This is a genomic window from Rahnella sp. PD4 (assembly GCF_049199325.1).
In the GTDB taxonomy this organism is placed as follows: domain Bacteria; phylum Pseudomonadota; class Gammaproteobacteria; order Enterobacterales; family Enterobacteriaceae; genus Rahnella; species Rahnella perminowiae.
This window is the reverse complement of the sequence record NZ_JBLZQF010000014.1, coordinates 68,187-90,509: the sequence shown is the minus strand read 5'-3', so window position 1 is coordinate 90,509 and position 22,323 is coordinate 68,187. Positions and strand designations below refer to the sequence as shown.

General features: G+C 47.8%; 23 protein-coding genes and 1 other annotated feature. Of the genes, 11 read left to right on the top strand and 12 right to left on the bottom strand.

What is annotated here, in order from left to right; translation table 11 throughout:
- Positions 1–299 precede the first annotated feature (299 nt).
- The 6 genes from ACOZIO_RS23455 to parM form a co-directional block, all read right to left on the bottom strand.
- Complete coding sequence (locus ACOZIO_RS23455; RefSeq protein WP_112197299.1) at positions 300–524, bottom strand: hypothetical protein; 225 nt, start codon at positions 522–524, stop codon at positions 300–302.
- Positions 521–1,204: a DNA methyltransferase gene (locus ACOZIO_RS23450; protein ID WP_112197300.1), complete on the bottom strand. Its 684-nt coding sequence runs from the start codon at positions 1,202–1,204 to the stop codon at positions 521–523. Before ACOZIO_RS23450 ends, ACOZIO_RS23455 begins: the two co-directional genes overlap by 4 nt.
- A 539-nt stretch (positions 1,205–1,743) precedes the next feature.
- Entirely contained in the window at positions 1,744–1,977 is a 234-nt protein-coding gene (locus ACOZIO_RS23445) for a hypothetical protein (RefSeq protein WP_224266899.1), read from the bottom strand.
- A 305-nt stretch (positions 1,978–2,282) separates the two neighbouring features.
- Positions 2,283–2,516 (bottom strand): hypothetical protein, encoded by a 234-nt coding sequence (locus ACOZIO_RS23440; RefSeq protein WP_213052954.1) that lies wholly within the window; start codon positions 2,514–2,516, stop codon positions 2,283–2,285.
- Positions 2,517–2,553: 37 nt separating this feature from the next.
- On the bottom strand, positions 2,554–2,949 hold the full coding sequence (locus ACOZIO_RS23435) for a plasmid partitioning/stability family protein (RefSeq protein WP_224266898.1): 396 nt from the start codon (positions 2,947–2,949) through the stop codon (positions 2,554–2,556).
- A gap of 18 nt (positions 2,950–2,967) precedes the next feature.
- Positions 2,968–3,933 (bottom strand): plasmid segregation protein ParM domain-containing protein, encoded by a 966-nt coding sequence (gene parM / locus ACOZIO_RS23430; RefSeq protein ID WP_421589578.1) that lies wholly within the window; start codon positions 3,931–3,933, stop codon positions 2,968–2,970.
- 269 nt (positions 3,934–4,202) lie between these two features.
- Between parM and umuD the strand changes: the two genes are divergently transcribed.
- The 9 genes from umuD to ACOZIO_RS23385 all read left to right on the top strand — a co-directional run bounded on the left by umuD (position 4,203) and on the right by ACOZIO_RS23385 (position 12,055).
- Positions 4,203–4,625, top strand: coding sequence for a translesion error-prone DNA polymerase V autoproteolytic subunit (gene umuD / locus ACOZIO_RS23425; protein WP_224267004.1), 423 nt, complete (start codon positions 4,203–4,205; stop codon positions 4,623–4,625).
- Positions 4,625–5,899 (top strand): translesion error-prone DNA polymerase V subunit UmuC, encoded by a 1,275-nt coding sequence (gene umuC / locus ACOZIO_RS23420; RefSeq protein ID WP_224267005.1) that lies wholly within the window; start codon positions 4,625–4,627, stop codon positions 5,897–5,899. The genes umuD and umuC overlap by 1 nt, the downstream gene beginning before the upstream one ends.
- 500 nt (positions 5,900–6,399) lie before the next feature.
- Positions 6,400–7,050, top strand: coding sequence for an AAA family ATPase (locus ACOZIO_RS23415; protein ID WP_112197305.1), 651 nt, complete (start codon positions 6,400–6,402; stop codon positions 7,048–7,050).
- Between the two features lie 30 nt (positions 7,051–7,080).
- Positions 7,081–7,350, top strand: coding sequence for a ribbon-helix-helix domain-containing protein (locus tag ACOZIO_RS23410; protein ID WP_112197306.1), 270 nt, complete (start codon positions 7,081–7,083; stop codon positions 7,348–7,350).
- Between the two features lie 203 nt (positions 7,351–7,553).
- Entirely contained in the window at positions 7,554–8,033 is a 480-nt protein-coding gene (locus ACOZIO_RS23405; RefSeq protein WP_112197307.1) for an FRG domain-containing protein, read from the top strand.
- Between the two features lie 14 nt (positions 8,034–8,047).
- Positions 8,048–9,258, top strand: a protein-coding gene (locus ACOZIO_RS23400; RefSeq protein ID WP_369707198.1) for an IS3 family transposase whose coding sequence is annotated in 2 segments (ribosomal slippage) — positions 8,048–8,333 and positions 8,333–9,258 — 1,212 coding nt in all. Because the reading frame shifts where the segments join, the coding sequence is not laid out codon by codon here.
- Positions 8,326–8,442, top strand: a sequence feature (AL1L pseudoknot). It overlaps the preceding gene by 117 nt.
- A 630-nt stretch (positions 9,259–9,888) precedes the next feature.
- Complete coding sequence (locus tag ACOZIO_RS23395; protein WP_112197309.1) at positions 9,889–10,770, top strand: RepB family plasmid replication initiator protein; 882 nt, start codon at positions 9,889–9,891, stop codon at positions 10,768–10,770.
- A 573-nt stretch (positions 10,771–11,343) separates the two neighbouring features.
- Entirely contained in the window at positions 11,344–11,826 is a 483-nt protein-coding gene (locus ACOZIO_RS23390; protein WP_112197311.1) for a hypothetical protein, read from the top strand.
- Entirely contained in the window at positions 11,810–12,055 is a 246-nt protein-coding gene (locus tag ACOZIO_RS23385; RefSeq protein WP_157962076.1) for a hypothetical protein, read from the top strand. The genes ACOZIO_RS23390 and ACOZIO_RS23385 overlap by 17 nt, the downstream gene beginning before the upstream one ends.
- 177 nt (positions 12,056–12,232) lie before the next feature.
- On the opposite strand, the gene ACOZIO_RS23380 is transcribed toward ACOZIO_RS23385, so the two are convergent.
- The gene (locus ACOZIO_RS23380) at positions 12,233–13,267 is read right to left on the bottom strand and encodes a hypothetical protein (protein ID WP_112197312.1); all 1,035 of its coding nucleotides are present in this window, start codon (positions 13,265–13,267) and stop codon (positions 12,233–12,235) included.
- Positions 13,268–13,725: 458 nt separating this feature from the next.
- On the opposite strand from ACOZIO_RS23380, the gene ACOZIO_RS23375 reads away from it, so the two are divergent.
- Positions 13,726–14,544 carry a hypothetical protein gene (locus tag ACOZIO_RS23375; protein WP_112197313.1) on the top strand — a complete coding sequence of 273 codons (819 nt, stop codon included), beginning with the start codon at positions 13,726–13,728 and terminating at the stop codon, positions 14,542–14,544.
- A 25-nt stretch (positions 14,545–14,569) separates the two neighbouring features.
- Here the strand turns inward: ACOZIO_RS23375 and ACOZIO_RS23370 are convergent, their stop codons facing one another.
- From ACOZIO_RS23370 to ACOZIO_RS23360, 3 genes are all read right to left on the bottom strand, one after another.
- Positions 14,570–16,810 (bottom strand): KAP family P-loop NTPase fold protein, encoded by a 2,241-nt coding sequence (locus tag ACOZIO_RS23370; protein WP_112197314.1) that lies wholly within the window; start codon positions 16,808–16,810, stop codon positions 14,570–14,572.
- A 430-nt stretch (positions 16,811–17,240) separates the two neighbouring features.
- On the bottom strand, positions 17,241–19,070 hold the full coding sequence (locus ACOZIO_RS23365) for a hypothetical protein (RefSeq protein ID WP_112197748.1): 1,830 nt from the start codon (positions 19,068–19,070) through the stop codon (positions 17,241–17,243).
- A gap of 184 nt (positions 19,071–19,254) precedes the next feature.
- Positions 19,255–20,229, bottom strand: coding sequence for a hypothetical protein (locus ACOZIO_RS23360; RefSeq protein WP_198670066.1), 975 nt, complete (start codon positions 20,227–20,229; stop codon positions 19,255–19,257).
- Positions 20,230–20,524: 295 nt separating this feature from the next.
- Here ACOZIO_RS23360 and ACOZIO_RS23355 point away from each other — a divergent pair, with 295 nt between their 5' ends.
- Positions 20,525–21,190, top strand: a complete 666-nt coding sequence (locus tag ACOZIO_RS23355; RefSeq protein ID WP_039187491.1) for a recombinase family protein — start codon at positions 20,525–20,527, stop codon at positions 21,188–21,190.
- 99 nt (positions 21,191–21,289) lie between these two features.
- Here the strand turns inward: ACOZIO_RS23355 and copM are convergent, their stop codons facing one another.
- Entirely contained in the window at positions 21,290–21,640 is a 351-nt protein-coding gene (gene copM / locus ACOZIO_RS23350) for a CopM family metallochaperone (RefSeq protein WP_112197749.1), read from the bottom strand.
- 145 nt (positions 21,641–21,785) lie between these two features.
- Entirely contained in the window at positions 21,786–22,217 is a 432-nt protein-coding gene (gene silE / locus ACOZIO_RS23345; protein WP_000790483.1) for a silver-binding protein SilE, read from the bottom strand.
- Positions 22,218–22,323 lie beyond the last annotated feature (106 nt).

The following is a 22,323-nucleotide window of genomic DNA, read 5'->3' as shown; positions in this document are numbered from 1 at the left end:
GTTAAATAAAATTCGCAAAGATTCGAAAGCGTACTAATTCTTCAAGACAGTTGCTTGCAGCCGCAGCGGCCCGTCTACAGTGAAGGCACGGCGTTAGCCGTCGCAGCACGGGGCTGCCAGATACTGTTTTTTTACTGGGTTACAGACCTGCAGGGCTGTAACCCTGAAAAAGCGGAGTTTCACGACGTCCTTTTTTGGGGACTCTTGGCGACCGGTTATCCCGGTCGCCTGCTGCATCAGGCCGCTGACAGCAAGAATTTAGCCTGGCTAGACCCGTCGCGCGGGCCATGCTCTGAGTCTCAGTCTTTGAAGGCGTGGTCGAGTTCGTTAACCTGTCTGTAGATTTCCAGCATCTGACCGCTGCACTGGTTCACCACCTGCCCGGCGAGACGCTGAGCCAATTCCTCACTGCCCCAAAAGTATTTCTTTTCAAACGCCCGGAACTGTTCGCGAAGTTCATAGGTGGCGTTCGCCAGCGCCGCCACGTCCGACCGCAGGTCGATATTGTCTGCATAGTTGCTCATGCCATGCTCCGGGAGTGTTGTGAGGCTGAAACCGGCGTCACTGAATGTCTGCGCTGAAATTCAGCCAGACGACGAATGCCTGCCGTGTGGTACTGCTCTAACAGTTCGATGCCAATCCAGCGGCGTCCGCTCTGAGCCGCCGCCACACAGGTCGAACCACTCCCGGCGAAAGGGTCTAACACTATCGCGCCCGGCTGCGTGAAGGACTCAATCCGCGGTTGCAGGATAGATACTGGTTTTTCCGTCGGATGGTGACGGTTGCCGGTGTACTGCCAGGGCATGACGTCCGGGAGCGGTTTTTCCGGCAACGGCGGGCGCCCTTTGGCGAGGACATAGGCGCTTTCGTGCTGATAGCCGACGAATGCGGATTTCGAAGCATAGGTCTTGGTGAAAACAATGTGGCCAACCACGCGAAAGCCGGCGGCTTTCCATGCGGCCATAAACTGATCCACCCGGTTCCAGCCGTAAAAACTGACCGCCAGACTGTCGTTTTTCAGCACCCGGAACATCTCGCGGCTGGCCGGCAGTAACCAGTCCCCCTGTTTATCGTTGGCAATAGACCGCCCTGACCGATCAGTAAATCCCACCAGGTAAGGCGGATCCGTGAGGATAAAATCCACGGAACGGGACGGAAATGTTGACATGACCAGCTGACAGTCACCCTGCATATATCGGGACATAGTGTTACTCACAGAGAGTGCCGGAACCGGCCGGCGCCGTGCCCCCACGACAGACGGGCGCAAAGCGGAGCAGGCAGGTGCGTCCCCGGAAGCCGCAGCGCAAACCCGTCACGGGCTGAATGCGCCGTGACGGGTGCGAACGGGTGAGGAGACGACGGAGTGAACACTTGCAGGCGCAGCGGCCCGGCTACAGTGCGGGCACGGCGTTGGCACTAACGTTAAGGACGTGGAGGGATAGCACGGAAGTGAGCAAATCAGGGCGGCACCGTCAGGTGCTATGGATGTGGAGCAACGCGACATCCTTGGGTGAAAAGCCGCCGGGCACAGGACCGGCGCAGCAAGGTTCACCGACTTATCCCCCGCGAATACCGAAGTTACTCAGTGAATCTGTGGATAACCGAAAGCGGTTTGAAATGAGACGGTAGTCTGCGACGACCGGGGCGGTACGCGAAATGAATGGCAGCAGGACAGACACCGGCCAGGCCGGCCTCTGAGGTCAGACGATGAATGAGGATGACATGCTGTTCGTCGCGGGCGGTTCAGAGGTGGCCACGATGCTCTTCAAGCAGGTCAATCGCCTGCTGCATCACGCCGGCCGTATAGTTGTCTTCAATAATTTTCGCATAAGCCAGCCGGTCGGCCAGGCATTCCATCAGGGTATCGTGGCAGATCTCTTTACCTGTCAGAAAAATGCGGGTCGCCGCGTCAGCGACGGCATCTTTGACGTCCGAGAAGAAAATCAGCTCTTTGGGAAAGCGGGGATTAATGACCATGTCATGCCTCCAGCGGGGTTAAGCGCCCCTTATCATGCGTCCGGGTTCTGAGCCGGCCAGCACGACCGGGCGTCGTCTTGAGCATGTCGAAAAGCGGAAAAAAAGTCCACCCTGGAAAAACCCGCAACGCTCGCCGCAGACTCGGCTGAGGCGTACCGCAGCACCGCGAGGAACGAACAGCCGCGACGAGGAAGCGTCATATCGTCTGCAGCTGAGGTGAAAACCGCACACTCCCGGCCTGATGTAGCCATAAAAAAACCGGCACGCGGGCCGGCGGAAAACGATGATCGGTTTTACTTACGGTTTTACTTACGGTTTTTCTTCCAAGTTTCAGAGGCCAGAAAGGCCGCGCGTACCACCACGATCGCCCAGCACAGCTGCAGGAGTATCTTCACCGGCACACTGAATCCGTCAAATATCAGCAGCGGCACAATAAACAGGCAGCTGAGGAGAAAACACCACTCCGCCGCGCTTTTGCGCGCCCTGCCCGTCAGCGTCTCCAGTCCGATTATCCCTTTGCATAACAGCATCAATGACATGGTTCTCTCCACAAATCTTCCGGCACGCCGGAGGGCTTCAGTCTTTTTTCAGCATGCGTTTGAAATTAGTCCGGGCCTGCCCTTCCCCTTCCGTACTGCCGGTGGGTTCCGGGAGCACTGAGGGGGCAGATACCTGGCCAGCGCAGGCGGCAATGACGTCCTGAATGCTGGCCGTCGTGGGCTGCCATCCCGTCGTTTGCTGAATAATACCCACCAGCTGGTCGGCGGTCAGCTGGCCATCGAACAGCATGGACAACAGATAAGGCAGACGCTTATCCAGCTGGTATAACGCGCTTCCGCCGACGATCGCCGCCCGGAAAAAATCACCACGGGTGCGCAGGGGAACTGACTCGATAATCTCCATCGCCCTGGCATCCTGACTGTCGTCTTCAGGGTGCAAATAGACGGTCAGTTTCTTACGTTTGTCGGTCACGGATAGCGCTCCTTGGAATTAAAGTAAAACAAGTTCGCGAACCAGCGCCGTCTGGGGTTCATTGACCACCACAATACGGTCGGGGGCCAGTTTCCAGGCACGGCGCACGGCAGCCTCAATCAGCGACGCCCCGCCACCCACCAGCCAAACCCGGTTCACCTGGCGGTACGCCGACAACTCATTGACCACCCGTTCCCCGAGTCGCTCGATGGACGAACTTATCATGTCCAGCACATAGTCCACTTTTGACTCATCGTTGACAACTGTGGCGGCAAACTCGCGGTCATGCCGTCGCTGTATCAGTTGATCGGCCACAAAGGCGCTGGTGTCGCTGTTGGCCATACGCAGTGCCGTGAGTGTGGCCTGTGTCACCATCGATACGCCGATCGTAGAATTGCCCTGAATGGCACTGACATCTTCAAACTGCCCCACCAGGACACCGGCATCGAGCGTCGTTCCCCCCAGATCAATAACCAGCGAGGTTTCCAGCGCCCCTACCCCTGCACGTTCCAGCGGCGATATCACGGCAGGCAACGATTCCGGCATGACGTCAACGTGTGCGATGGTGAAGGTTTCGCGCTTGTTCAGCGTTACCGGCCGCAGCAGGTTGTCAATTTTACGCTGTATGTTGGCCTCGTTATGCTGACAGTCGCTGGTGTAGAACTCACTGATAGGTAAGGTGACCGTCAGGCTTACCGGCTGTGGCGGCAGGCCACTGGTGAGCAGTGCATGATGTACGGCCAGCAAATTGGTGTCGCCATACTGGTATTCGATGTTGGTGGTATTGATCGCCTGATGGCTGACGCTGTCAAAGGAGTACTTCAGCCCGTCAATTTCATAGTTGTACGTTTCACTGCTGCCGATCCCGGCGACCTTCCACCCCGCTTTAAACGAATTCGGCGAGACAGAGGTACAGATTTCATCGCCGTCCCGCCAGGCCAGTTTTACGTTCGTCGAACCGTCGTCACAACCCATCTTTTTCATGACACACCTTTATATTTACTCAATTAGAGTAAATATAATACCCCAAAAAGGACTAATTGCAATTAATATTACTCATAATGAGTATTATTAAATCATCAAAATAGGGTTTATTTGAGGTGGAATGCCTTTTGTTCAAAGAATGTTCCCACGAATTATTTCCGCCTGAGAAAACAGAGAGCTAGTTAAAAGAAGCCATGCGGCGCTTGCAAGTCTGATTTTTCACAACAATAATACTGTGATTATATACAGTATTATTAAAAGGAGTTGCCATGCTACATATCACTCCCGCCGCCGTTGATCCGGTGAAGGTTTCGTTACCCCTGTTTATTGAACGATGCCCCGCCGGTTTTCCCAGCCCTTGTGCCGACTACGCTGACGCAGAACTGGATCTGAACGATTACTGTATAAAGAAAAAATCCTCCACGTTCTTCGTCCGGGCGATTGGAAATTCGATGACAGATATCGGTTTGCACAGCGGTGACCTGATGGTCGTAGATAAGGCAGAAGAGGCACATCATGGTGACATTGTGATAGCGGAGATAGACGGTGAATTCACGGTAAAGAGACTGTTACTGACACCTCGCCCAGGGCTTCAGGCCATGAACCCTAACTTTCCGACAATCTATCCGGAGGACTTGCAGATTTTTGGAGTCGTGATGGCTTTTGTGCATAAAACCCGGGGCGGTGAATGATGTTTGCCCTGGCGGACGTAAATTCATTTTATGCAAGCTGCGAAGCGGTTCTTAACCCAAAGCTTCGCGGTAAACCATTGATAATATTGAGTAATAATGATGGTTGTTGCGTGGCGCGATCCGCAGCAGCCAAAAAATTAGGCATAAAAATGGGCATGCCGTGGTTTCAGATCCAGCAGATGTCGTTCCCTGAGAAGGTGTACGCGTTCTCCAGCAACTATTCCTTATATCACTCATTTTCTCAACGGGTGATGAGTCATTTAGAGGAACTTTCGCCACGCGTGGAGCAATACAGCGTCGATGAAATGTTTATTGATATCAGAAGCATCGATAACTGCATGGATTTTGAAACCTTTGGCCACCAGCTGCGCGCCCACGTTCTGAAGGGAACTGGCCTGACCATCGGTGTAGGGATGGGACCCGGCAAAGTTTTGGCCAAAGCCGCTCAGTGGGCCTCGAAGGAATGGCCACAATTTAAGGGTGTACTGGCTCTTACGCCGGGTAATCCCCGGCGGACTGAAAAATTGTTATCGCTGATGCCCGTTCAGGAAGTCTGGGGCTGCGGAAGTCGGATTTCAAAAAAGCTAAACCTGATGGGTATTCACACTGCCCTGCAGCTCGCTCGCGCAAATCCCACTTTTATCAGGAAGAACTTTAGCGTTGTCCTGGAAAGGATATGTCGGGAACTGAACGGCGAAAGCTGTATCAGCCTGGAGGAAGCCCCGCCTGCAAAACAGCAAATTATCTGCAGCCGCTCTTTCGGCGAGAGGATCATAACCTATGAGGCGATGCGTCAGGCCGTCTGCCAGTATGCCGAACGGGCAGCGGAAAAGCTCAGGGGTGAACATCAGTACTGCCGGCATATTTCCGTTTTCGTGAAAACATCACCTTTCGCAGTCAACGAAATCTATTACAGCAACGTGGCCACTGAAAAGCTCACCACACCGACACGAGACACCCGCGATATTATTGCGGCCGCAATGAAGGCACTCGATCGTATCTGGGACGATGGCCGCCGGTACGCAAAGGCCGGAATCATGCTCAATGATTTCACACCAAACGGTGTATCACAGTTGGATTTGTTCGATGAAGTTCAGCCCCGACCTGCCAGTGACGCGTTGATGCACGTTCTCGATGGCATCAATAATTCTGGCCTGGGAAAGGTATGGTTTGCGGGACGTGGGATTGCACCCGAATGGCAGATGAAACGTGACATGCTCTCCCCTGCTTACACTACAAGATGGTCGGATTTACCGGTTGCCTCGATTCGTTGACCCTTCTCTATCTGCGTGTAAATTTTAGCGGCAATACGATATTAAATAAAAATCATTATGATTGTTAAATAATGCCTTTTTAATATTTTAATGATATTAAAATAACTTACATACCATTAATCCATCTCAACATTTAAAATCTGGATTGTGCTTCTGCTCTGCCCACCCCACGCAATTCCCACAGCATGGTCGGACGGGAGTTTTATGCTTGGAATACTTTTAAATAGTAATTTCAAAACTAGGGCTATCGAAGAGTCACCTAAGTGGAGAAAAAGTGACTCTGATGCAATAGCAATTGCATCTATCACAGTTAACCAATGCAAAAAATTTCTCTTTATCTAGTTACCAATCATTTACACCTCAAAAACAAATTATATTAATATTAAAATAATATTATTTAATGATAATTATCTGAGAAAATGCTGGTTTAAAAAGATATTTTACTGCTAGTATAAGAACATCATAAGCACAGCATTTTAATATTAAAATGAGGGTAAAAAATGATTCTTACAGTTGGGAATACTAAAGGTGGTGTAGGGAAAACAACACTTGCAGTGAATATTGCTGCCGCCAGAGCCATGCAAGGCCGTGATGTCCTACTTATTGATGCTGACCGGCAGGAGACAGCACAGACGGCGATCAGCATAAGAGCACAAAACGATATCCAACCAGGTATCGCATGCTCGGCTTATGCTGATGGCCCGATTCTGCGCTCACAACTTATGCAGCAAAAAGCAAAGTATGATGATGTGATCATTGATGCTGGCGGCAGGGACTCAACAGCATTGCGTGCAGCACTCGTTTTGACAGATGTCCTTTTAGTTCCCTACCGTCCAGGCAGTTTTGATGTATGGGCTTTGCAGGATATTTCAGACCTAATTACAGAGGCACGTAGTGTGCGTGACGGGTTGAAAGCTTACTCAATCATTAACGTTGCCGATGCAAATCGTAACTCAATAGACAATAGAGAAGCTGCAGCCATCTTTACCGATTACCCGGAGCTTGAGTTTATCCCTGAACATATTGTTGGCCGTAAAGCATTTTCAAATGCTGCTGGTTCAGGCCAATGCGTCTTTGAATATAAGCCACAAGATGCTAAAGCTAATCTGGAACTTACTACCCTCATAAGCATCCTATTTAACAATCAATAAAACATCATATTAATATTAAGGTGATATGAAATGGCAATTACAAAACCACCAAAAAAAACAAATGAAGCCAACGCTAAACTAGATGCTTTCATCGAAGGTGCTCCAGATGGCCAGTCAGCCAAAAAGAAAGGTGTCATTAAAGGGAAAAAACAACAAATCACGTTAACTATCACCCCAGATATCCTTGACCAATTAGACCAGAAAGCAGGAGACCTAGGGCTTTCGCGCGCGGCTCTGATCAACATCGGGATCCGGCATGTACTTAATGAAGGCGCAATGATTGGTGGGAAGAAAGACTAGAGGATATTCTCTATCGTTTCTTTTAACACTTATAATACTATCATTATGATATTAAATTGATTGTTTTTTAGATGCGTAATAATGGTTAAACACGTGCATAAAATGCAGACTTTGTTGTTTGGTGAGATATACACACTCCTAGTAAATTTAGCCAGATTTTGGAAATTATTGATGACCATTCTGGTGACAGACGAAGTGTATACATGTGGAGAGGGCAGGGTGATGTGAGTTGGGCAATACATAGTTCAGCATATCGCCGTCTCTTGAAAGAAAGACGCTGGGAAGAGCCACCTTCTGAGGTGACGATGCGCGATTATGAAAGAGATCTGCTACTTAACGCTTGGCATCAGGGCTATGGCTATGAAAATGGCAGGAAGTTGACTGATTTTGAGTTACTGGCAAAGCTTCAACACCATGGTGCTGCAACTAGGCTGATCGATGTATCAAGAAATATGTTAGTGGCTTTATGGTTCGCTTGCAGATCGCAAACTGACAAAACAGGCATTCTACTGGGATGGCATATAAGTAATATTCTGGGTTTTGAAGGTCGTTCTGAAGAAAGGGGATATAACGAAATTTTTGGGGCAGGGGACACTAAAGGTCTTGATACGGGCTCACATCCTGTTGTCTGGCAACCACCTGTAGTGAACCGCCCCGGTAATCCTGGAGACTACATTCTTTGAGAGAGGTAACCAGGATGACAAAACATAACCGATTTCCCCCTGAAGTTCGTCAACGCGCTATTCGTATGGTTCTGGAAAACCAGAATACCTACAACTCACAATGGGCCGCTATCTGCTCCATTGCCCCTAAGATCGGCTGCACTCCCGAGACATTGCGTATCTGGATCCGTCAGCAGGAGCCCGTTGATGATGAGCAGAATGCGCTGACTGCCAGCGAACGCCAGCGTCTGAAAGAACTGGAGCGGGAAGTCCGCGAGCTGCGCCGCAGCAATGATATTCTGCGTCAGGCTTCAGCGTATTTTGCCCAGGCGGAGCTCGACCGCCACTGGAAAAAATAATGCCGCTTCTGGAAAATCTGAGCGGTGAACACGGGGTCGGGCCAGTCTGTCATGAGCTGGATATTGCTCCGTCAACGTACTACTGGCATCAGCAACGCCGGAAGTGTCCTGAACGACGCAGTAGTCGGGATAAACGCGATGCCGTGCTGATACCTGAGATACAGCGCGTATACGAAGAAAACTACAGCGTTTACGGTGTGCGTAAGGTCTGGCGACAGCTAAAACGTGAAGGTGTCGGCGTTGCCCGCTGCACCATTGAGCGCCTGATGAAAGCCCTGCAGCTACGTGGGGTGACACGCGGCAAAAGTGTCAGAACCACCCGCAGCAACAAAGCCGAAACACCGCAGGATCGGGTGAACCGGCAGTTCGTGGCTGAACGGCCCGATAGTCTTTGGGTGGCCGATTTTACCTACGTCAGCACCTGGCAGGGGTTCGCATATGTGGCCTTCATCATTGATGTGTTCGCCGGTGTTATCGTGGGCTGGCGGGTCTCATCCACGATGGAAACGTCGTTCGTGCTGGATGCACTGGAGCAGGCGCTGTGGGCCAGACGCCCGAGCGGTACCATCCATCACAGCGACAAAGGTTCGCAATATGTGTCACTGGCGTACACGCAACGGCTGCAGGACGCGGAGCTGCTGGCTTCAACAGGCAGCACGGGCGACTCATATGACAATGCGATGGCAGAAAGTATCAACGGGTTGTACAAAGCGGAGGTGATCCACAGGCAAAGCTGGAAAACCCGACAGGATGTTGAGCTGGCTACGCTGAAATGGGTGGACTGGTACAATAATCACCGATTGATGGAACGGACCGGATATATCCCGCCAGTGGAGGCAGAAAAAGCCTATTACGCTTCGCTGAATGACCGGGATGTGGCAGCCTGATCACTCAGGCAAAATACTCTCCAGGAAAACCGGAGCGGTTCAGTAGTAACAAAAAGAATTGCAGCTCAAAGCGCTGAATTTTTATACAGCAGAGTTTGTGATGACCCAGTAAGTAGTTTGGCGTTTATAAAAGAAAAGAAGGCATTCCTGGCGATTGGTCTTACGCCGGAAATGAAAAGCGTTTGTTTAAGGATCCTCGAAGATAGCTTTGATGTACGCCAGTTAACTTTGTTCCCTGATATCGACGGTTTTGGTTATGCCAACAGTGAAAATTTTGGACGTTACAGTAACGAAAGATGGTGAACGAATAGGAGAAGATCCCTTTCATCCGTTCCGAACTGAAGAGTGGATCTAGTCAGAGTCTTCTGGATCAATAAGTTATCCACATATACACCTGATATTACAATTCTTAAGATCATAATTAGATCATATTAAAGAAAAACAGATCACCAGCCTCGTATTCTATTGAAAACATTACTTAAATCGGCACATTGAGCGGTTACTTTCATAAAAAAAGCGGTTACTTTCATAAATTTAGCGTTTACTTTCATAATAAAGGCGGTTATTTTCATAACCTTTAGGCGGTTACTTTCATAAAAAGTTCTCAAATTTCAAATACGGTGTGGATAAATGGAAAACTCTAATGATATCAATCCACCAGAAAGTCCATTCGCGATCATCAAGAAAGATTCAGGCACAGCTTATGAACTGATCCCGAACAGCAGCAAAACTGTCCAGCCTGTAGCACTACTTAGATTGAGTGTGTTTACCCCTGTTTCACCTAAGGAAAAGGGGAAGCGGGAATTTCTGATTGATGCGTCAGAAGAACTTTCCAGCTTAGAGGTTGCCAGGCAGGAAGGGTATACAAATATCAAGATTCAGGGCGCCAAGCTCGGTATGTCCACTGATTTCAAAACGTGGATAGGGATCATCTCTGCCTTTTCAAAATACGGTTATTCCAGTGAAAAAATAACCTTACCGTTCTCAGAATTTGCCCGGATGTGTGGTTTAAAGCCCACAGACATCAATGGACGTGCCAGAACACGTCTCAGTGACTCTTTGTTCAATTTATCGAGTGTTACCCTGGCATTTCGCAGCAAAGATGGCAAACGCTCCCTGGTGACGCATTTGGTACAACGTGCGGTGTTAGATATGGACGCTGATCTGGTTGAAATTGTTGGGGACCCAAGTCTATGGGAACTGTACAGATATGATCACAAGGTTTTGCTTGGTCTAAAAGCCCTTTCAGAGTTATCCCGTAAAGAAGCAGCTCAGTCCCTGTATGTGTACTTTGAAAGTATGCCCCCATCTACATTGTTTGTTTCAATGAAACGCCTCCGGGAGCGTCTGGCGATGGAATCGCAAGTAAAAGACCAAAACGCGACGATCCGCAGGGCAATGACTGATTTGAAGAAAATCGGCTACATAGACTATACAGAGACGAAAAAGGGGAGGGAGATCATGTTCATCATCCATACCCGCTCTCCAAAGCTTGGGCTCGCTTCTTCATAAAAGCGGTCACTTTCATAACGCACTGCAAGAAAGGCGGTTACTTTCATAAACGGCATTCGTTAAGCGGTCACTTTCATAAGTTACAGCAAAATTGGCGGTATACGCCGGTGTTTAAGAGTGAATTATGTACTGACTGTGATGCATTCTTATGAAAGCAGCATCTCTTTTCAAAGGCATTATGAAAGTGACCGCTTTCCATTATGAAAGTAGTCACCTTATGCCTAAGGGATGGAACATAGAATACAATGAAAATAATATTAAATTGATGTTGAAATTAAATCATATTGATATTTTTATGACTTGTACTATGCATCCCGACACTTTCACATTAATGATTTTAAAGTCGTGAGATAAGATTACCGCTCATGAGTACCTCTATTTTTAAGTCATCTTAACTACTTGGAAGCGTCTGTTAAACCTGTGGCGATGCAGATTTGAAAATGGCAAGTTACCAAAAAATTGGATTTGCATACTTAAAGATGGTGATTTTAAATGAAAGAAATAACTAATTGAAAAATATAATTTTAACGAAATAAATGTCATGTGACTCATGAAATGAGAGGCGGGAGTTAAATGAATGTAACGGTTAATAGATACACTCCTCCAGGGCTGGTTGAGGGAACACACTATCTAATCAGCATTGTTAAAGACGTAGGGGTTGAGTGTAAGTTTGTTGTGGAAATTGTAAGACTTCCGGAAGAAATGCACCCGTTTTTCTATGACCAATATAATGCCGATAAGATCGAAAACGATTTCTATGTGGTCAATTTCTTCGATTATGTGATATTCAAACAAGACGAGGGAGTGTACAGATATACGCCGGTTGTAAACATGAAATTTACTTTCAAGGAGATGAGAGAGTTTGTAAATGATGGCTTAGCTGTAGCGGTCTTTGATTACATTGAAAATAATAACTTTGGAGCAATAGTGGCCATCCCTATGGATAGGGGGCTATCCTGGATGTACAACAAGGTTTTACGTGAAAATGAGCAAAATTTAGGCTACAATTATAACCAATCTTATATGGAGCAACATATTCATGTCATCGAACCGTAATTTTACATCCACGTCCGAACGCCCAAAAAACGGATACAGCCGTGATGATGTTTTGCGCATTGCTTCAGATTACAAGAATATGCGCATCAAGTTGATATCAGAAGCTGCGAAGTTATGTGGAAAAGAAGTAGGCGAAATTGGCGAAGTTGTTTCTCCGAGAACTAAGAAAAAAGACAGCCTTGCTGGTTTTGAATCTCCGTTGAAAAGAAAGAATGTTAAGAAAACTTAAAAGCGTGGGCAAGTGCCCCGCTTTCCACCCCCTACCTGTTACTTCAAAAAATCAAATCAGCGTTAAATCTAGACTGCACAGTCTATAGCCATGATTAAGTTGAATTTATTCATCATATTCCCTTTTCATGGGAAACGTGCCTTCAGGAGTGCAAGCAAACAGGAACTACTTCCTTAGCTACTCCAGCACAGCGCTCGCTATTTCATCCAACTTCTGACGTAACTTACTTTGCGCACTCGAACTATTATTATTAAATCTGGTATATAGTTCCTTTTCTATAAGGAACGTACGTTGAGTCTCTGCGTCAGACTTGTGGCCCGTTTTGGTCAGATTAAATCTAATGAATTTTTTCTTATCTTTGAGCAACTCCCCCGTATGAAGGTAGCGATGCCCCAGCTTTTCATACAGGTGCTGGCTTCCTCTAGTTTCGACAGACACCTTCTTTCCCTCTCTGTTGAGGATAGATGTAAGGTACTCTTCATACAAATTGTCGGCTGAGCTATATGGTTCCACGATAATGACATCAACAATTTCTTTGGGCTTCTGATCTATGGTTAAAGGGGAAAAATCATCAGGGTGGAAAAGCAAACTCATCAATGTATGAAAATCTTGCGTTAAGTCGTACAACTGGCCAGCCGGTGGTTTCGCACGAGGAGGAAGCGATACTTCTTTTATTAACCCCCAATTTCTAAGAGTACTTACAGCCTGGAGAGTCATACCTCTTTCCATTGAGGTAAGTTTAAGTTCGGCTTCATCTAGCGAGAGAGTACCTATAATCGGTACTGTTTTGCGGATCTTCAGTTCCCTAGCAAACTCGATCTGGTAGCAGGTTAGTTCGCTTGTCATGCGGATGAGATGATAGCGCATTTTGGGGGGAAGCGTTTCCATATCAATACGACCAAGACCCAGCGTAAGACGTGTGTAATATTCAGTTTTTGCTGCCTCATCATCTGCAACGAGTTTGCGAACCACCGTCAGTACTTCTTCCTCTCGAAATTCAACATCTTCAACGTAATCGTAAGCCAAGCCCAGAGCGTAATCTTTTAGACGCTTTTGCCGCTCCTCCTGTTCAATATCGGCCAGGCCTCGCAATAATTTATCGCTAGCATTGACCATACCTCCCACACCGGGTAGGCCTTTTGCAGACTCAACGAACAAATCTAGGACAAGTTTTTTGAGACGTGGGGTAAATATTTTTTTCAATTCGTCCATGGCTCTTCTCTTTTCGTAATTACGGTTCCCCTATCAGGAGACCTGCTGAGCTATAAAATAGGGTCGGAATAGACTGTTAAACACCTACGCCTGAAAACACAACTTGGTGGTTTTCAAAAATCATCTTAACAATGGCGTGACAGGGACCACTTTTCCAACGAGGATTAACTGGATATCCATTTCAAGCGCGCTTCCAAACGAATGCACCAAGTTGATGATGAAGAGGCAAATTAATATCATTTTCCTACTATGAACAGTAACAAATGCTCATCATCTTAATTAAGATTAAATTAAGGAGTGAGTCAGCGATGTGACATTTATGCATGCCTATATGTACGGCAATGTTGTCGTGGCAAAGTACCTCTGACTTTGATAAAAATTTTCCTCCCGTTACCGACATTCTTCATCTTCATGTAAATAATGGGCCCGAAAACATAATTTTTTCAAGGAAAATGCGAATGTCTGCCGATTTACACAATCAGTCTGAAAATGTCAGGCAATTACTCATAGATAAACTGCACGACTGGAAAGATGGCGTCAGCCCGGCATGGAATTCAACCTGGCCGGTTTTTGACCGCCTTATCACTCGTCATCATGAAATGTTCGCGGTCTATGAGGAGCTGGCTGAGCGGGGGATCACAGGAACCAGACTCTGGATTTTGCTGGAGCAGCTTATTTTTGCCGCAAGCTTTGGTACCGAGGAAAAGCATGCCCGCTTGCGCTCAGATTTCCGGGAACTTACCGCTCTCAATGAGGCCATTAGCGAAGCAAGCATCAGGCTGGCGACCATGCTTGAGCGCCGGTCTGAATTACTGAACCTCAGTGGCCATTTCTACTGCGAGCGGCTGGTAAGCCTGACTGAACTAATTGATGAAGCAGGTAAAGATAATGGCTATTATCAGTCATCTCTCAAAAGTAAGCTTGCACTGCTTAATGTTTATGACCTGAAGCACTGGCCAGCAGTTGAAGATATACTGCATGTAATGGGATTGGAAGAAGTAATCACTGAGTTCGCTGATGACGCCACTGAGGCTATCATTAATGCCCGCCGCCCTTCTTTGACGGATTATTTCAGGGAGCTGTTTGACCGTATTAATGATCAAAAAAATGGATTGGTTGGATATTCATTACCCCGTGGCTTCAATTTGTCAGATGAAACCCTCGCAACGATATGCAACATTACTCGCAATCTTAATTCAGAGGAAACCGTTGATGCAGCTTACGTTAAGCGAACCCGCCATCGGCTAAAAGAGCAGGGCGTGGTGACCGGGTGGTAATAACAAAACCATCCGGCCAATGGCATTAAAATCGAGCGTGCTCCTGGGCAGTCCTGATTTCCCTTATGACTTCTGGATGTTGCCCCCCGGCGTCTATGCGAGCAAGCCGTTGTTCTATTACCTCTTCATCGCCAAGAAATTCACTAAGCCTGTTAAGGTCCAGACTCAGGTAACGACCTATATCACTGCTGATGCCACGCCCTCTTAAGCGCATAAGCAACTGCAGCAGTCCATTATCGGTTTGAATAACCTTTTCAGCCCAGATTCTGACACGTTCCGCTTTATCGATGTCGCTCCAGGCATAAAGGTACGACAGGAGATCGTCCGTATTTAAAAGACGGCTCTGAATCTCGTCCTTGTTCAACCGTTCAGCAAGCCCTGGCAACAACCCCTTCAGTTCTTCATCGAACAGTACCCTGTCATTCTCTACCACCTGTCTGTTTCCGACCACCCCATTTTGCCACAGCTGATGTCGCACATATCTTGCAATCCATGACCAAGCAGTTCCCTCTACACAGATGTTTTGGAGGACAGCTATTGAGGCTGCCCTGTCTTCCTGACACATTCTTTGTATTAACCGGTCGACAACCCCGTACAAATCGAGATCATACGCTGCAAACCACACGTTTAATTCATGATAGCGCTGTATTACGGTATCGCTGTAATCAAAGAAAAATCTCACCAACCCTTCGCAGGCCTTCGCGCTTTGCGTGGCCACCATCGGTAGAGAAAGCTGGCTGAGAATGTGCTCAAACCAGGTGCGTGAGGACACATTATTGCTGTCGATTTTCCCCAGTAATAGTTCCGCCATCGCCGCTTGTTGTGCCGGGTCAGCCGCCTGATGGAACAGGTCATCAAAAAACGCTGGGGGTAGCACATTCTGTGGAGAGGAGAAGGCGAAGTAGTAACGCCAATAAGCACCGCTGGCAAGGCGCTTATTGGCCGTCATCTCAGCGCGTTCGCGATCCCCCGTTTGGGAAAAAAGTGTAATGTTTTCGTTGTCATAGCCAGCTATCCCCGGGATCCAATCTCTGAGATGGTAGGCCGTGCGCGCCGTTGAGGGAGGAAAATGGGCCAGATGTGCAATAAGTGCGTCTTTCAGCCCGGTTTGTTCTTCTTCACTGACGCTGCCGTCACCTGAGTCGACGACAGCACGCTCCGTCAGATACTGCTCTATCCAGTCATAGAGGCTGGCGTTACTGATACGGATAAGCTGCAGCAGGCACAGGTCGGGCAGATAAACGTAATCGCGCACCCCTGCGTAGCGAAATCTCAGTATATTAAGAACCAGCTTCACCTCCCGCGGCGTGGACAACGCGGCGCCGTAGACATCCGTCACGCGGGCAAGATCGGCCAACAGGTCCTCTCCGGCACTGTTGCCGTTAACGTCCTGATAAAGTTCAGTCACGCCGCTGATGAATTCCCGCCGCAGGCTAAAAGCCTCCGGACGAGGCAGGCTGAACGAAATCTGCACGATTTTTTGCAGGTAGGCAGCACCGTCCGTGACACCCAGACCGGTCTGAATGGCATGGGCCAGCACCGATTTGTCGTAAGACAGGATATAGCGAAATCGGGGAAAATCCGCCACGGATTTCACCAGGCGCACGACTTCTACGGTCTGTGCTGGCTCCAGCCGGTCCAGGTCGTCCATTACGACGATAAAACTCAGATCCAGCGCGGTAATTTTATCGCCAATTTCGGCGCGCAGCTCGGCGGTCGTCTTTCTGTTCGTCAGAAACTCTGCGTCTGAGTAGGCCTTCAATGCCCCACTGGCGTTGGGCATGCCGGGTACCAGCGCGGCAATTTCGGCTACCGGAGCTAGGTGGCGAGCGGTCGACTGGCTGTATCGCAACACGGTCGATGCCGTGTCAGTCAGCGTTTTCTTTCGCTTCAGGCGTCTGAGCGCTGAGGCCGATAACGCGCGCTTCTCTTCTTCCGCAATAATGGCCGCGACCGGCAAAAGCAGGGATTCAACGGGACTCATTCTCCCACCGTCCAGCCAGGGCGACACGGACAGCACAAAGGTCCGCTCATGCAGTCCGGCCTCGAGGGCAAGACGCAATAAATTGAGCAGGCTGGTTTTACCTGAGCCCCAGACTCCCTCAATGCCGATCACGGCGCTGCCGTCCCGGCCTAATCCCTCGATGGCGAGTGCCAGCTGCTTCGCGACGTGGGTAAACCCATACCGGTCCTCGGCCTGGCAGTGCACGGCGGCATCAAGGTCTGCATTGATGCGTGTGCCGTCTCCTCTCTGTTCATCTGTCATGTTACAAATCTCCGTACAAAGTACGTAGGGTTGCCACGGCGCTGGCTAATTCTCCGTTCGGCGAAAGTGCTCAGCAAACTGCACACAGCGTACGAACGACATCTACCGGTCAGAACCAGTTACAGGCGCGGGAGCTAGTCGCCGACTGCGGCGGGAAAATCGCCGCGCTAACCGTCTACCCGGATGTCCAAGTGCAGATCGCCCGCAGTGAGGGTTTGAATTATTTCCTGCAGCGACCGCAGATAGAAGTTTTGTGTTGCTCGAAGCACCACTGCAGTTGGTGCGCTTCTGTTGGCCAGCCTGGTCATAGGGCTATGAAGAAGTAGATCCAATTTATTCCATTAAGAACCTTTCACGCAGAAATCCCTCTTAATAAGAATGATTCCAGTTATTCAAGATTGGTAGAGTTGTAATTACTGGCACAGAACTATCAATGGTGTGCATTCAACCATTTGATAAGACGTGTGTCACTCCTAGATATATCTCTATCATCCAGTTGTTTCTGAATCGCAGCAATAGCTTTTCTTTCTGTTATTCCCCAGAGTGGATTCAGTTCTTTAAAAACAGAATCAGCAGTAAACTGGCAACGGGTAAACGCTTCCTCGGCTGTACTGACTGTTGGATGAATTACGACAATATGGAACAGAGCACTGATAGTTGCTCGCAGATAATGCTCAAGATTTACCGTTAGGAGTTCTATATGGGGACTTGTCCCCGCGTTGTGCACGATGGTATTCCGTAGGAGATACAATCGATGTAGGTGCCGAGTGACCTTATCTAAGTGGCCAGACAACTTTTTCTCCATTTTCTCAGGCGATGCACATATTTCCGCTAATTTGCCGACGCTGTACTTGACGTAAGGGTAGCCCTCCAGATCTGCCAATAAATCGTTAGCCCGAACCGGATCTTTCAACAGTACAAATAATTCTCCCAGTGTAAGTGAAGCAACTCCCGGTTCGCGTAAAGGGTTTTCAGGGCCCCGATGCAGAAAATGGAGAACCTGACGAAGGGAAAAAAGTTGTTTCACAATGTAATCAAGTACCATGCAAGGCCCCACAACGCTTATCACGTGCTCATCATGTGAAGGGGTGCCTGGTGCAACACCCAAAGTCAAGGACTCAAGCGCTGACCAATATGCGGTGAAGCGACTTTCTTGGCCTGGATTCTCAATACCATTGCGAAAGAATCGAAATGCGGAGCTTATCTTCTTACGTGACGCATCTGGAGTACCTGCAAATAGCCCGCTCATAGCCACCATGAATTGAGTAAATTCTTCATCGGTTAATCGGTCAGCATTTGCCTCAATCTCATTATCGAAGCGAGGCACTTCCGTTTCCTCCTCCCCTCGGACAATTACAAACTGCTTCTGTATAGTTATATCTCCCTTTCCGGCCATGTAAGCGATTACGTCTAACGATTCACGCAGCATTTGCCCAGCCATGTTACGAGCGGATGCATCGGACATGGAGCAAACGGGGATATCTACGGATAAAAAACGCATGCGGTTATCTTCTAATGGTCTAAATAGACAACCGTTAAAATGCAGAAATGGGCCATGGGTAATAAGGAGGGAGTAAAGCTTCTCGCTGACAATGAACATGCGCACTGTCACTTCTTCTGTAGGAGTCACCAGCTTCTGACGAAAGGAATCGAATGCAGTACGGAAAGCGTCTGGCTCATCAACCACACGGTTACGGAATATATTAATATATAAAAGGTAACATTCAGTGAGCGTCATTCCCCTGGTTAGCAGTATGCTCATAATATTGTTTGTCAGTGAGTAGATTCTTAACGCTTCCTCAGTACCCAACATCTGATGAGTGAACAGCTGTTGTTCCAAAAGAGCAAGCGCTTGTGTGACATAGTGACTTTCAGAGATATTTGCCAACTGACTACACAGGCTACGGATTAGACGAGGGCGTTTTTCAACGGGGCTTCGGGTGGAATCATCCAACTGGTCGCGAGGTAGGAGACTGATTAGCTGTGAGACCGTATCAATAAATAGGTCGCTTTTTAGGACATTGTCCTGTTCGAGAATATCAAGAAGCTCTAACACTACTCGCCGGCGTTTCTTATCGGCGTGAAAACGATCCTCCATGCCGTACAAAAAAAGCAGCTCTTGAACGGTACTTAACGCATTGCTATAGCCAACCCGGTCAGTATCCGGGCTGTTTTTGTGGCAGAAATTAGCCCAGCATTCGATAAAGAACAGCTGGCTATCCGTCAACCCTTCCCGGGCAAGGCGGCGGTCTATGCGCATAAATATGGATCTCTACTGTGTAGTGAGCTATGATTGACACCATCTAAATTTAAGACATCTGCTGTCAACAGCGGGTGCCACCGAAAAAAACGGCTCTCCCTTCTGTCTGTGGTTCTATCCCGGGGAGGTTCTGAGCCATATTTTATCAAAGCCGCCGTCTAGGGCGGCTTTTCCTTTAAAATAACTAACGCGCAGACCCTCCGATCCATCCCCGCACCTTCTCGTCCACTAAATCCGCCAATCCTCGAGCCACTTCACTCAGCGACACGGGGTTTTCATGTTCCGCTACACCACAAGAGTAAAGATGCAGTGCGCAAGTCCCCTCTCGAAAACTAAATCCTAGAGTCCAGTTATTATTATGCCAAGTGGCTTCGCCAAATCCCATGTCTGGAGACATGATCCGGCCAGTGAAGAAAGGAAATGCTAGTTTACTGAAAAGTTCTTCTGGTAGCGTTGCAGTTCTAGACTGATCTAAAATCATAGTTACCTGAAAGGCACCATAACCGTACCCATCAGGGCGGAATATCGCTACACGGCTATAGTAACCTTCAGCGTGTGCCTCGGTAAGAAAGGTAGCGTCCGTACGATTCATGGCCGCACGGATCTCGTTAATCTGACGATAGTAATCCTGACGTCGATACCAAGTTCCCCATCGACTAAATATATCAGCCCAAGCAGCTTCAATTGTTGCATCATCACGGCCTGCTATTTCCGTAAACAGGGCAAAATATAAGGAAACACCATACAGCATGGGTACACTTGGTACCAAAGCCTGCTGGGCACGAATCCGCAAATAAGGAGTATTACGCAACAGAATGTCACGTAAATCATTCTCATTATTTATATTAAGAATGCCTACATAAGCACGGTCAGCTAGTGTACTTGCTCCATTGTCATACCATGCAGACACCATTGTGCAATTGGAAATAGCTGCAAGCTCCTGATCTAATGAGGTAACCAGAGGACTTTTCAAGCAGAACACTTTAATGATACTGCTCATCGGACCGTTTATCAGCTCACGCATCAGGGCAGATTTATTTGTTCCTCTACTGGCCGAGACTTCTTCGAGTGCTTGGCTGACTGAGGCTCTTACCCCTTTGACCGAAACCGCAATCGTATGTTCGGTCCCGTTATCAGGTATGGAAATACGTTCATTCATAAGGAACCCTATGGGAGTTATTCACTAGCTTAGAAACATTGAAATACAATATTGTCATTTTATTGATAAATCAATAAGAGAATTACAAAAACAAAAAAGAATTACAACATCCCAAAAAGAACTCATTTTGATACCGTAATGGTAGTTACTTTAATCTTAGTAACTATTCAAACAATAGTGATATATAAGTATCCCTTAATGATACTATCTAACTAAATTCGAAAATCCTGTTATGATACCATTTAAAAGGTACCCCTATAATTGTTACCATTTAAAAGTTACCAGTGGTGAGAAAATGTACATTTATGCTTATCTTCGGGCATCTACAATTGAGCAAGACGCTCTTCGCGCAAAAAACAGGCTGAAGGAATTTGCAACTCATCATGGACAACGTATTGCCGGTTGGTATGTTGAGAATGCCTCTGGAGCCTCGCTTGACCGTCCTGAGCTTACCCGTATGCTTTCTGATATGGAGTCAGGGGATGTGATATTGATAGAGCAGGTCGATAGGTTGTCGCGTCTTAGCGATGAAGACTGGGACACACTGAAGCGTAGAATGCTTGAGAAGGACTTGTCAGTTATCAGTCTTGACCTTCCAACCAGTCATATAGCTCTTACTCATGCGGCTTCAGACAACTTTACACGAAGTATGCTTAGGGCTGTCAATTGTATGATGCTCGATATGTTGGCCGCTATCGCTCGTAAAGATTATGAGGATCGTCGCCGACGACAGAAAGAAGGTGTAGAAAAAGCCAGACAGGAAGGGAAATATGCCGGACGGCAACCTGATATGGCAAAACACGAGTTAATAACAACTTTACGGCTACATAACGGTAAATCCATAAATGAAACGGCGCGACTGGCAGGTGTATCAAGAATGACCGTTATTCGCGTATGCAAAACTAATAAAGGATGCTTAGAATCACAGTCGGAATCTGATGTTGCTTTAATATTAAAATGAAACCCCGAAATTAATCGGAGTTTCATTATTTTACGTTTAACAGGGTCCCGATCTCGGGAGTGATGTAAAAATACGCTTACAGAAGCGGTAATACAAATATTATTTTTGGCTGTCGAGCCATTTATTCATGTGCTCAATTTCACCTTTCTGAGCTTTTATGATGTCCTGCGCAAGCTTTCTCATTTCGGGATCTTTTCCGTATTTAAGTTCGGTCTCAGCCATGGCGATTGCCCCTTCATGGTGAGCAACCATACCTTTTGCAAACGCCTTGTCGGGATCGGACTCATTAACGGCGGCCATCATTTTGGCATGCATGTCTTTCATGCCTGCCATATATTCCTGTGACGATACCGATGAGGACATATCAGACATTTTCATGTCCGAATGTTCGGCGGAAATGGCGGGCAGGGATAACATTAATATAACAAAAAGGCTGTTTCTGATTTTCATATAAAAATTCCTTTCAGGTAGGTACCGGTAAATTGTAGCTGAGTCAGTTAAAAAAGCCCCCTGGCGGGGGCAAAAAGAAGCAACAAATCCGGTAAAGGAATAATCTATCAGGGAAAAGGTAACAGCACGGATACTACCGTCGCATTCAGCCTGCATTGATCATGCGGCGGTGCGCTTCGGCCATGGCCTGATGTGGGCCGGATTGCCCGTTATTCATGAATTCATGGGCAACCGCTGCTCTTTCATGCTCATTCATCGCCGCGTAAGACGTTGACGGGACGGTCGTGGATACCGTGTTATTTCCCATCATCTTCTGATGACTTTCCACCATTTTCTGGTGCGCATCCGCCGAGCCGTTCGTCATGGTTTCATGAGCAATAATGGCCTGTTCATGCTGGTCCATACCGGTCATACGAGGAGCAGTCCCCTGGATCCCGACAGGAGCCGCAGCAGACTGCATCTGGTGAGCAGGAGCCTGTGCATTGTTGACGCGATCATGGATATTCACGGTTTCAGTGGCCCAGGCCGATGAAATTAAACCAAAGCCCAGCAAAGATGCTAATACGATATTTTTCATGATAACTCTCCATTTCTGAATTAGTGATGTCCGGGGAAGTACAACCGGTGTTTTCAGTTCCATAACTGAAACAAGTTCGGCAGCGTTTATTTCTCCGGAAGAGGGC

What these genes read in the sequence shown, in the direction of transcription:
- ACOZIO_RS23455 (WP_112197299.1), bottom strand. Translation starts at nt 524, where the DNA reads ATGAGCAACTATGCAGACAATATCGACCTGCGGTCGGACGTGGCGGCG.
- ACOZIO_RS23450 (WP_112197300.1), bottom strand. Translation starts at nt 1,204, where the DNA reads ATGTCCCGATATATGCAGGGTGACTGTCAGCTGGTCATGTCAACATTT.
- ACOZIO_RS23445 (WP_224266899.1), bottom strand. Translation starts at nt 1,977, where the DNA reads ATGGTCATTAATCCCCGCTTTCCCAAAGAGCTGATTTTCTTCTCGGAC.
- ACOZIO_RS23440 (WP_213052954.1), bottom strand. Translation starts at nt 2,516, where the DNA reads ATGTCATTGATGCTGTTATGCAAAGGGATAATCGGACTGGAGACGCTG.
- parM (WP_421589578.1), bottom strand. Translation starts at nt 3,933, where the DNA reads ATGAAAAAGATGGGTTGTGACGACGGTTCGACGAACGTAAAACTGGCC.
- umuD (WP_224267004.1), top strand. Translation starts at nt 4,203, where the DNA reads ATGCTACATATCACTCCCGCCGCCGTTGATCCGGTGAAGGTTTCGTTA.
- umuC (WP_224267005.1), top strand. Translation starts at nt 4,625, where the DNA reads ATGTTTGCCCTGGCGGACGTAAATTCATTTTATGCAAGCTGCGAAGCG.
- ACOZIO_RS23415 (WP_112197305.1), top strand. Translation starts at nt 6,400, where the DNA reads ATGATTCTTACAGTTGGGAATACTAAAGGTGGTGTAGGGAAAACAACA.
- ACOZIO_RS23410 (WP_112197306.1), top strand. Translation starts at nt 7,081, where the DNA reads ATGGCAATTACAAAACCACCAAAAAAAACAAATGAAGCCAACGCTAAA.
- ACOZIO_RS23405 (WP_112197307.1), top strand. Translation starts at nt 7,554, where the DNA reads ATGTGGAGAGGGCAGGGTGATGTGAGTTGGGCAATACATAGTTCAGCA.
- ACOZIO_RS23395 (WP_112197309.1), top strand. Translation starts at nt 9,889, where the DNA reads ATGGAAAACTCTAATGATATCAATCCACCAGAAAGTCCATTCGCGATC.
- ACOZIO_RS23390 (WP_112197311.1), top strand. Translation starts at nt 11,344, where the DNA reads ATGAATGTAACGGTTAATAGATACACTCCTCCAGGGCTGGTTGAGGGA.
- ACOZIO_RS23385 (WP_157962076.1), top strand. Translation starts at nt 11,810, where the DNA reads ATGTCATCGAACCGTAATTTTACATCCACGTCCGAACGCCCAAAAAAC.
- ACOZIO_RS23380 (WP_112197312.1), bottom strand. Translation starts at nt 13,267, where the DNA reads ATGGACGAATTGAAAAAAATATTTACCCCACGTCTCAAAAAACTTGTC.
- ACOZIO_RS23375 (WP_112197313.1), top strand. Translation starts at nt 13,726, where the DNA reads ATGTCTGCCGATTTACACAATCAGTCTGAAAATGTCAGGCAATTACTC.
- ACOZIO_RS23370 (WP_112197314.1), bottom strand. Translation starts at nt 16,810, where the DNA reads ATGACAGATGAACAGAGAGGAGACGGCACACGCATCAATGCAGACCTT.
- ACOZIO_RS23365 (WP_112197748.1), bottom strand. Translation starts at nt 19,070, where the DNA reads ATGCGCATAGACCGCCGCCTTGCCCGGGAAGGGTTGACGGATAGCCAG.
- ACOZIO_RS23360 (WP_198670066.1), bottom strand. Translation starts at nt 20,229, where the DNA reads ATGAATGAACGTATTTCCATACCTGATAACGGGACCGAACATACGATT.
- ACOZIO_RS23355 (WP_039187491.1), top strand. Translation starts at nt 20,525, where the DNA reads ATGTACATTTATGCTTATCTTCGGGCATCTACAATTGAGCAAGACGCT.
- copM (WP_112197749.1), bottom strand. Translation starts at nt 21,640, where the DNA reads ATGAAAATCAGAAACAGCCTTTTTGTTATATTAATGTTATCCCTGCCC.
- silE (WP_000790483.1), bottom strand. Translation starts at nt 22,217, where the DNA reads ATGAAAAATATCGTATTAGCATCTTTGCTGGGCTTTGGTTTAATTTCA.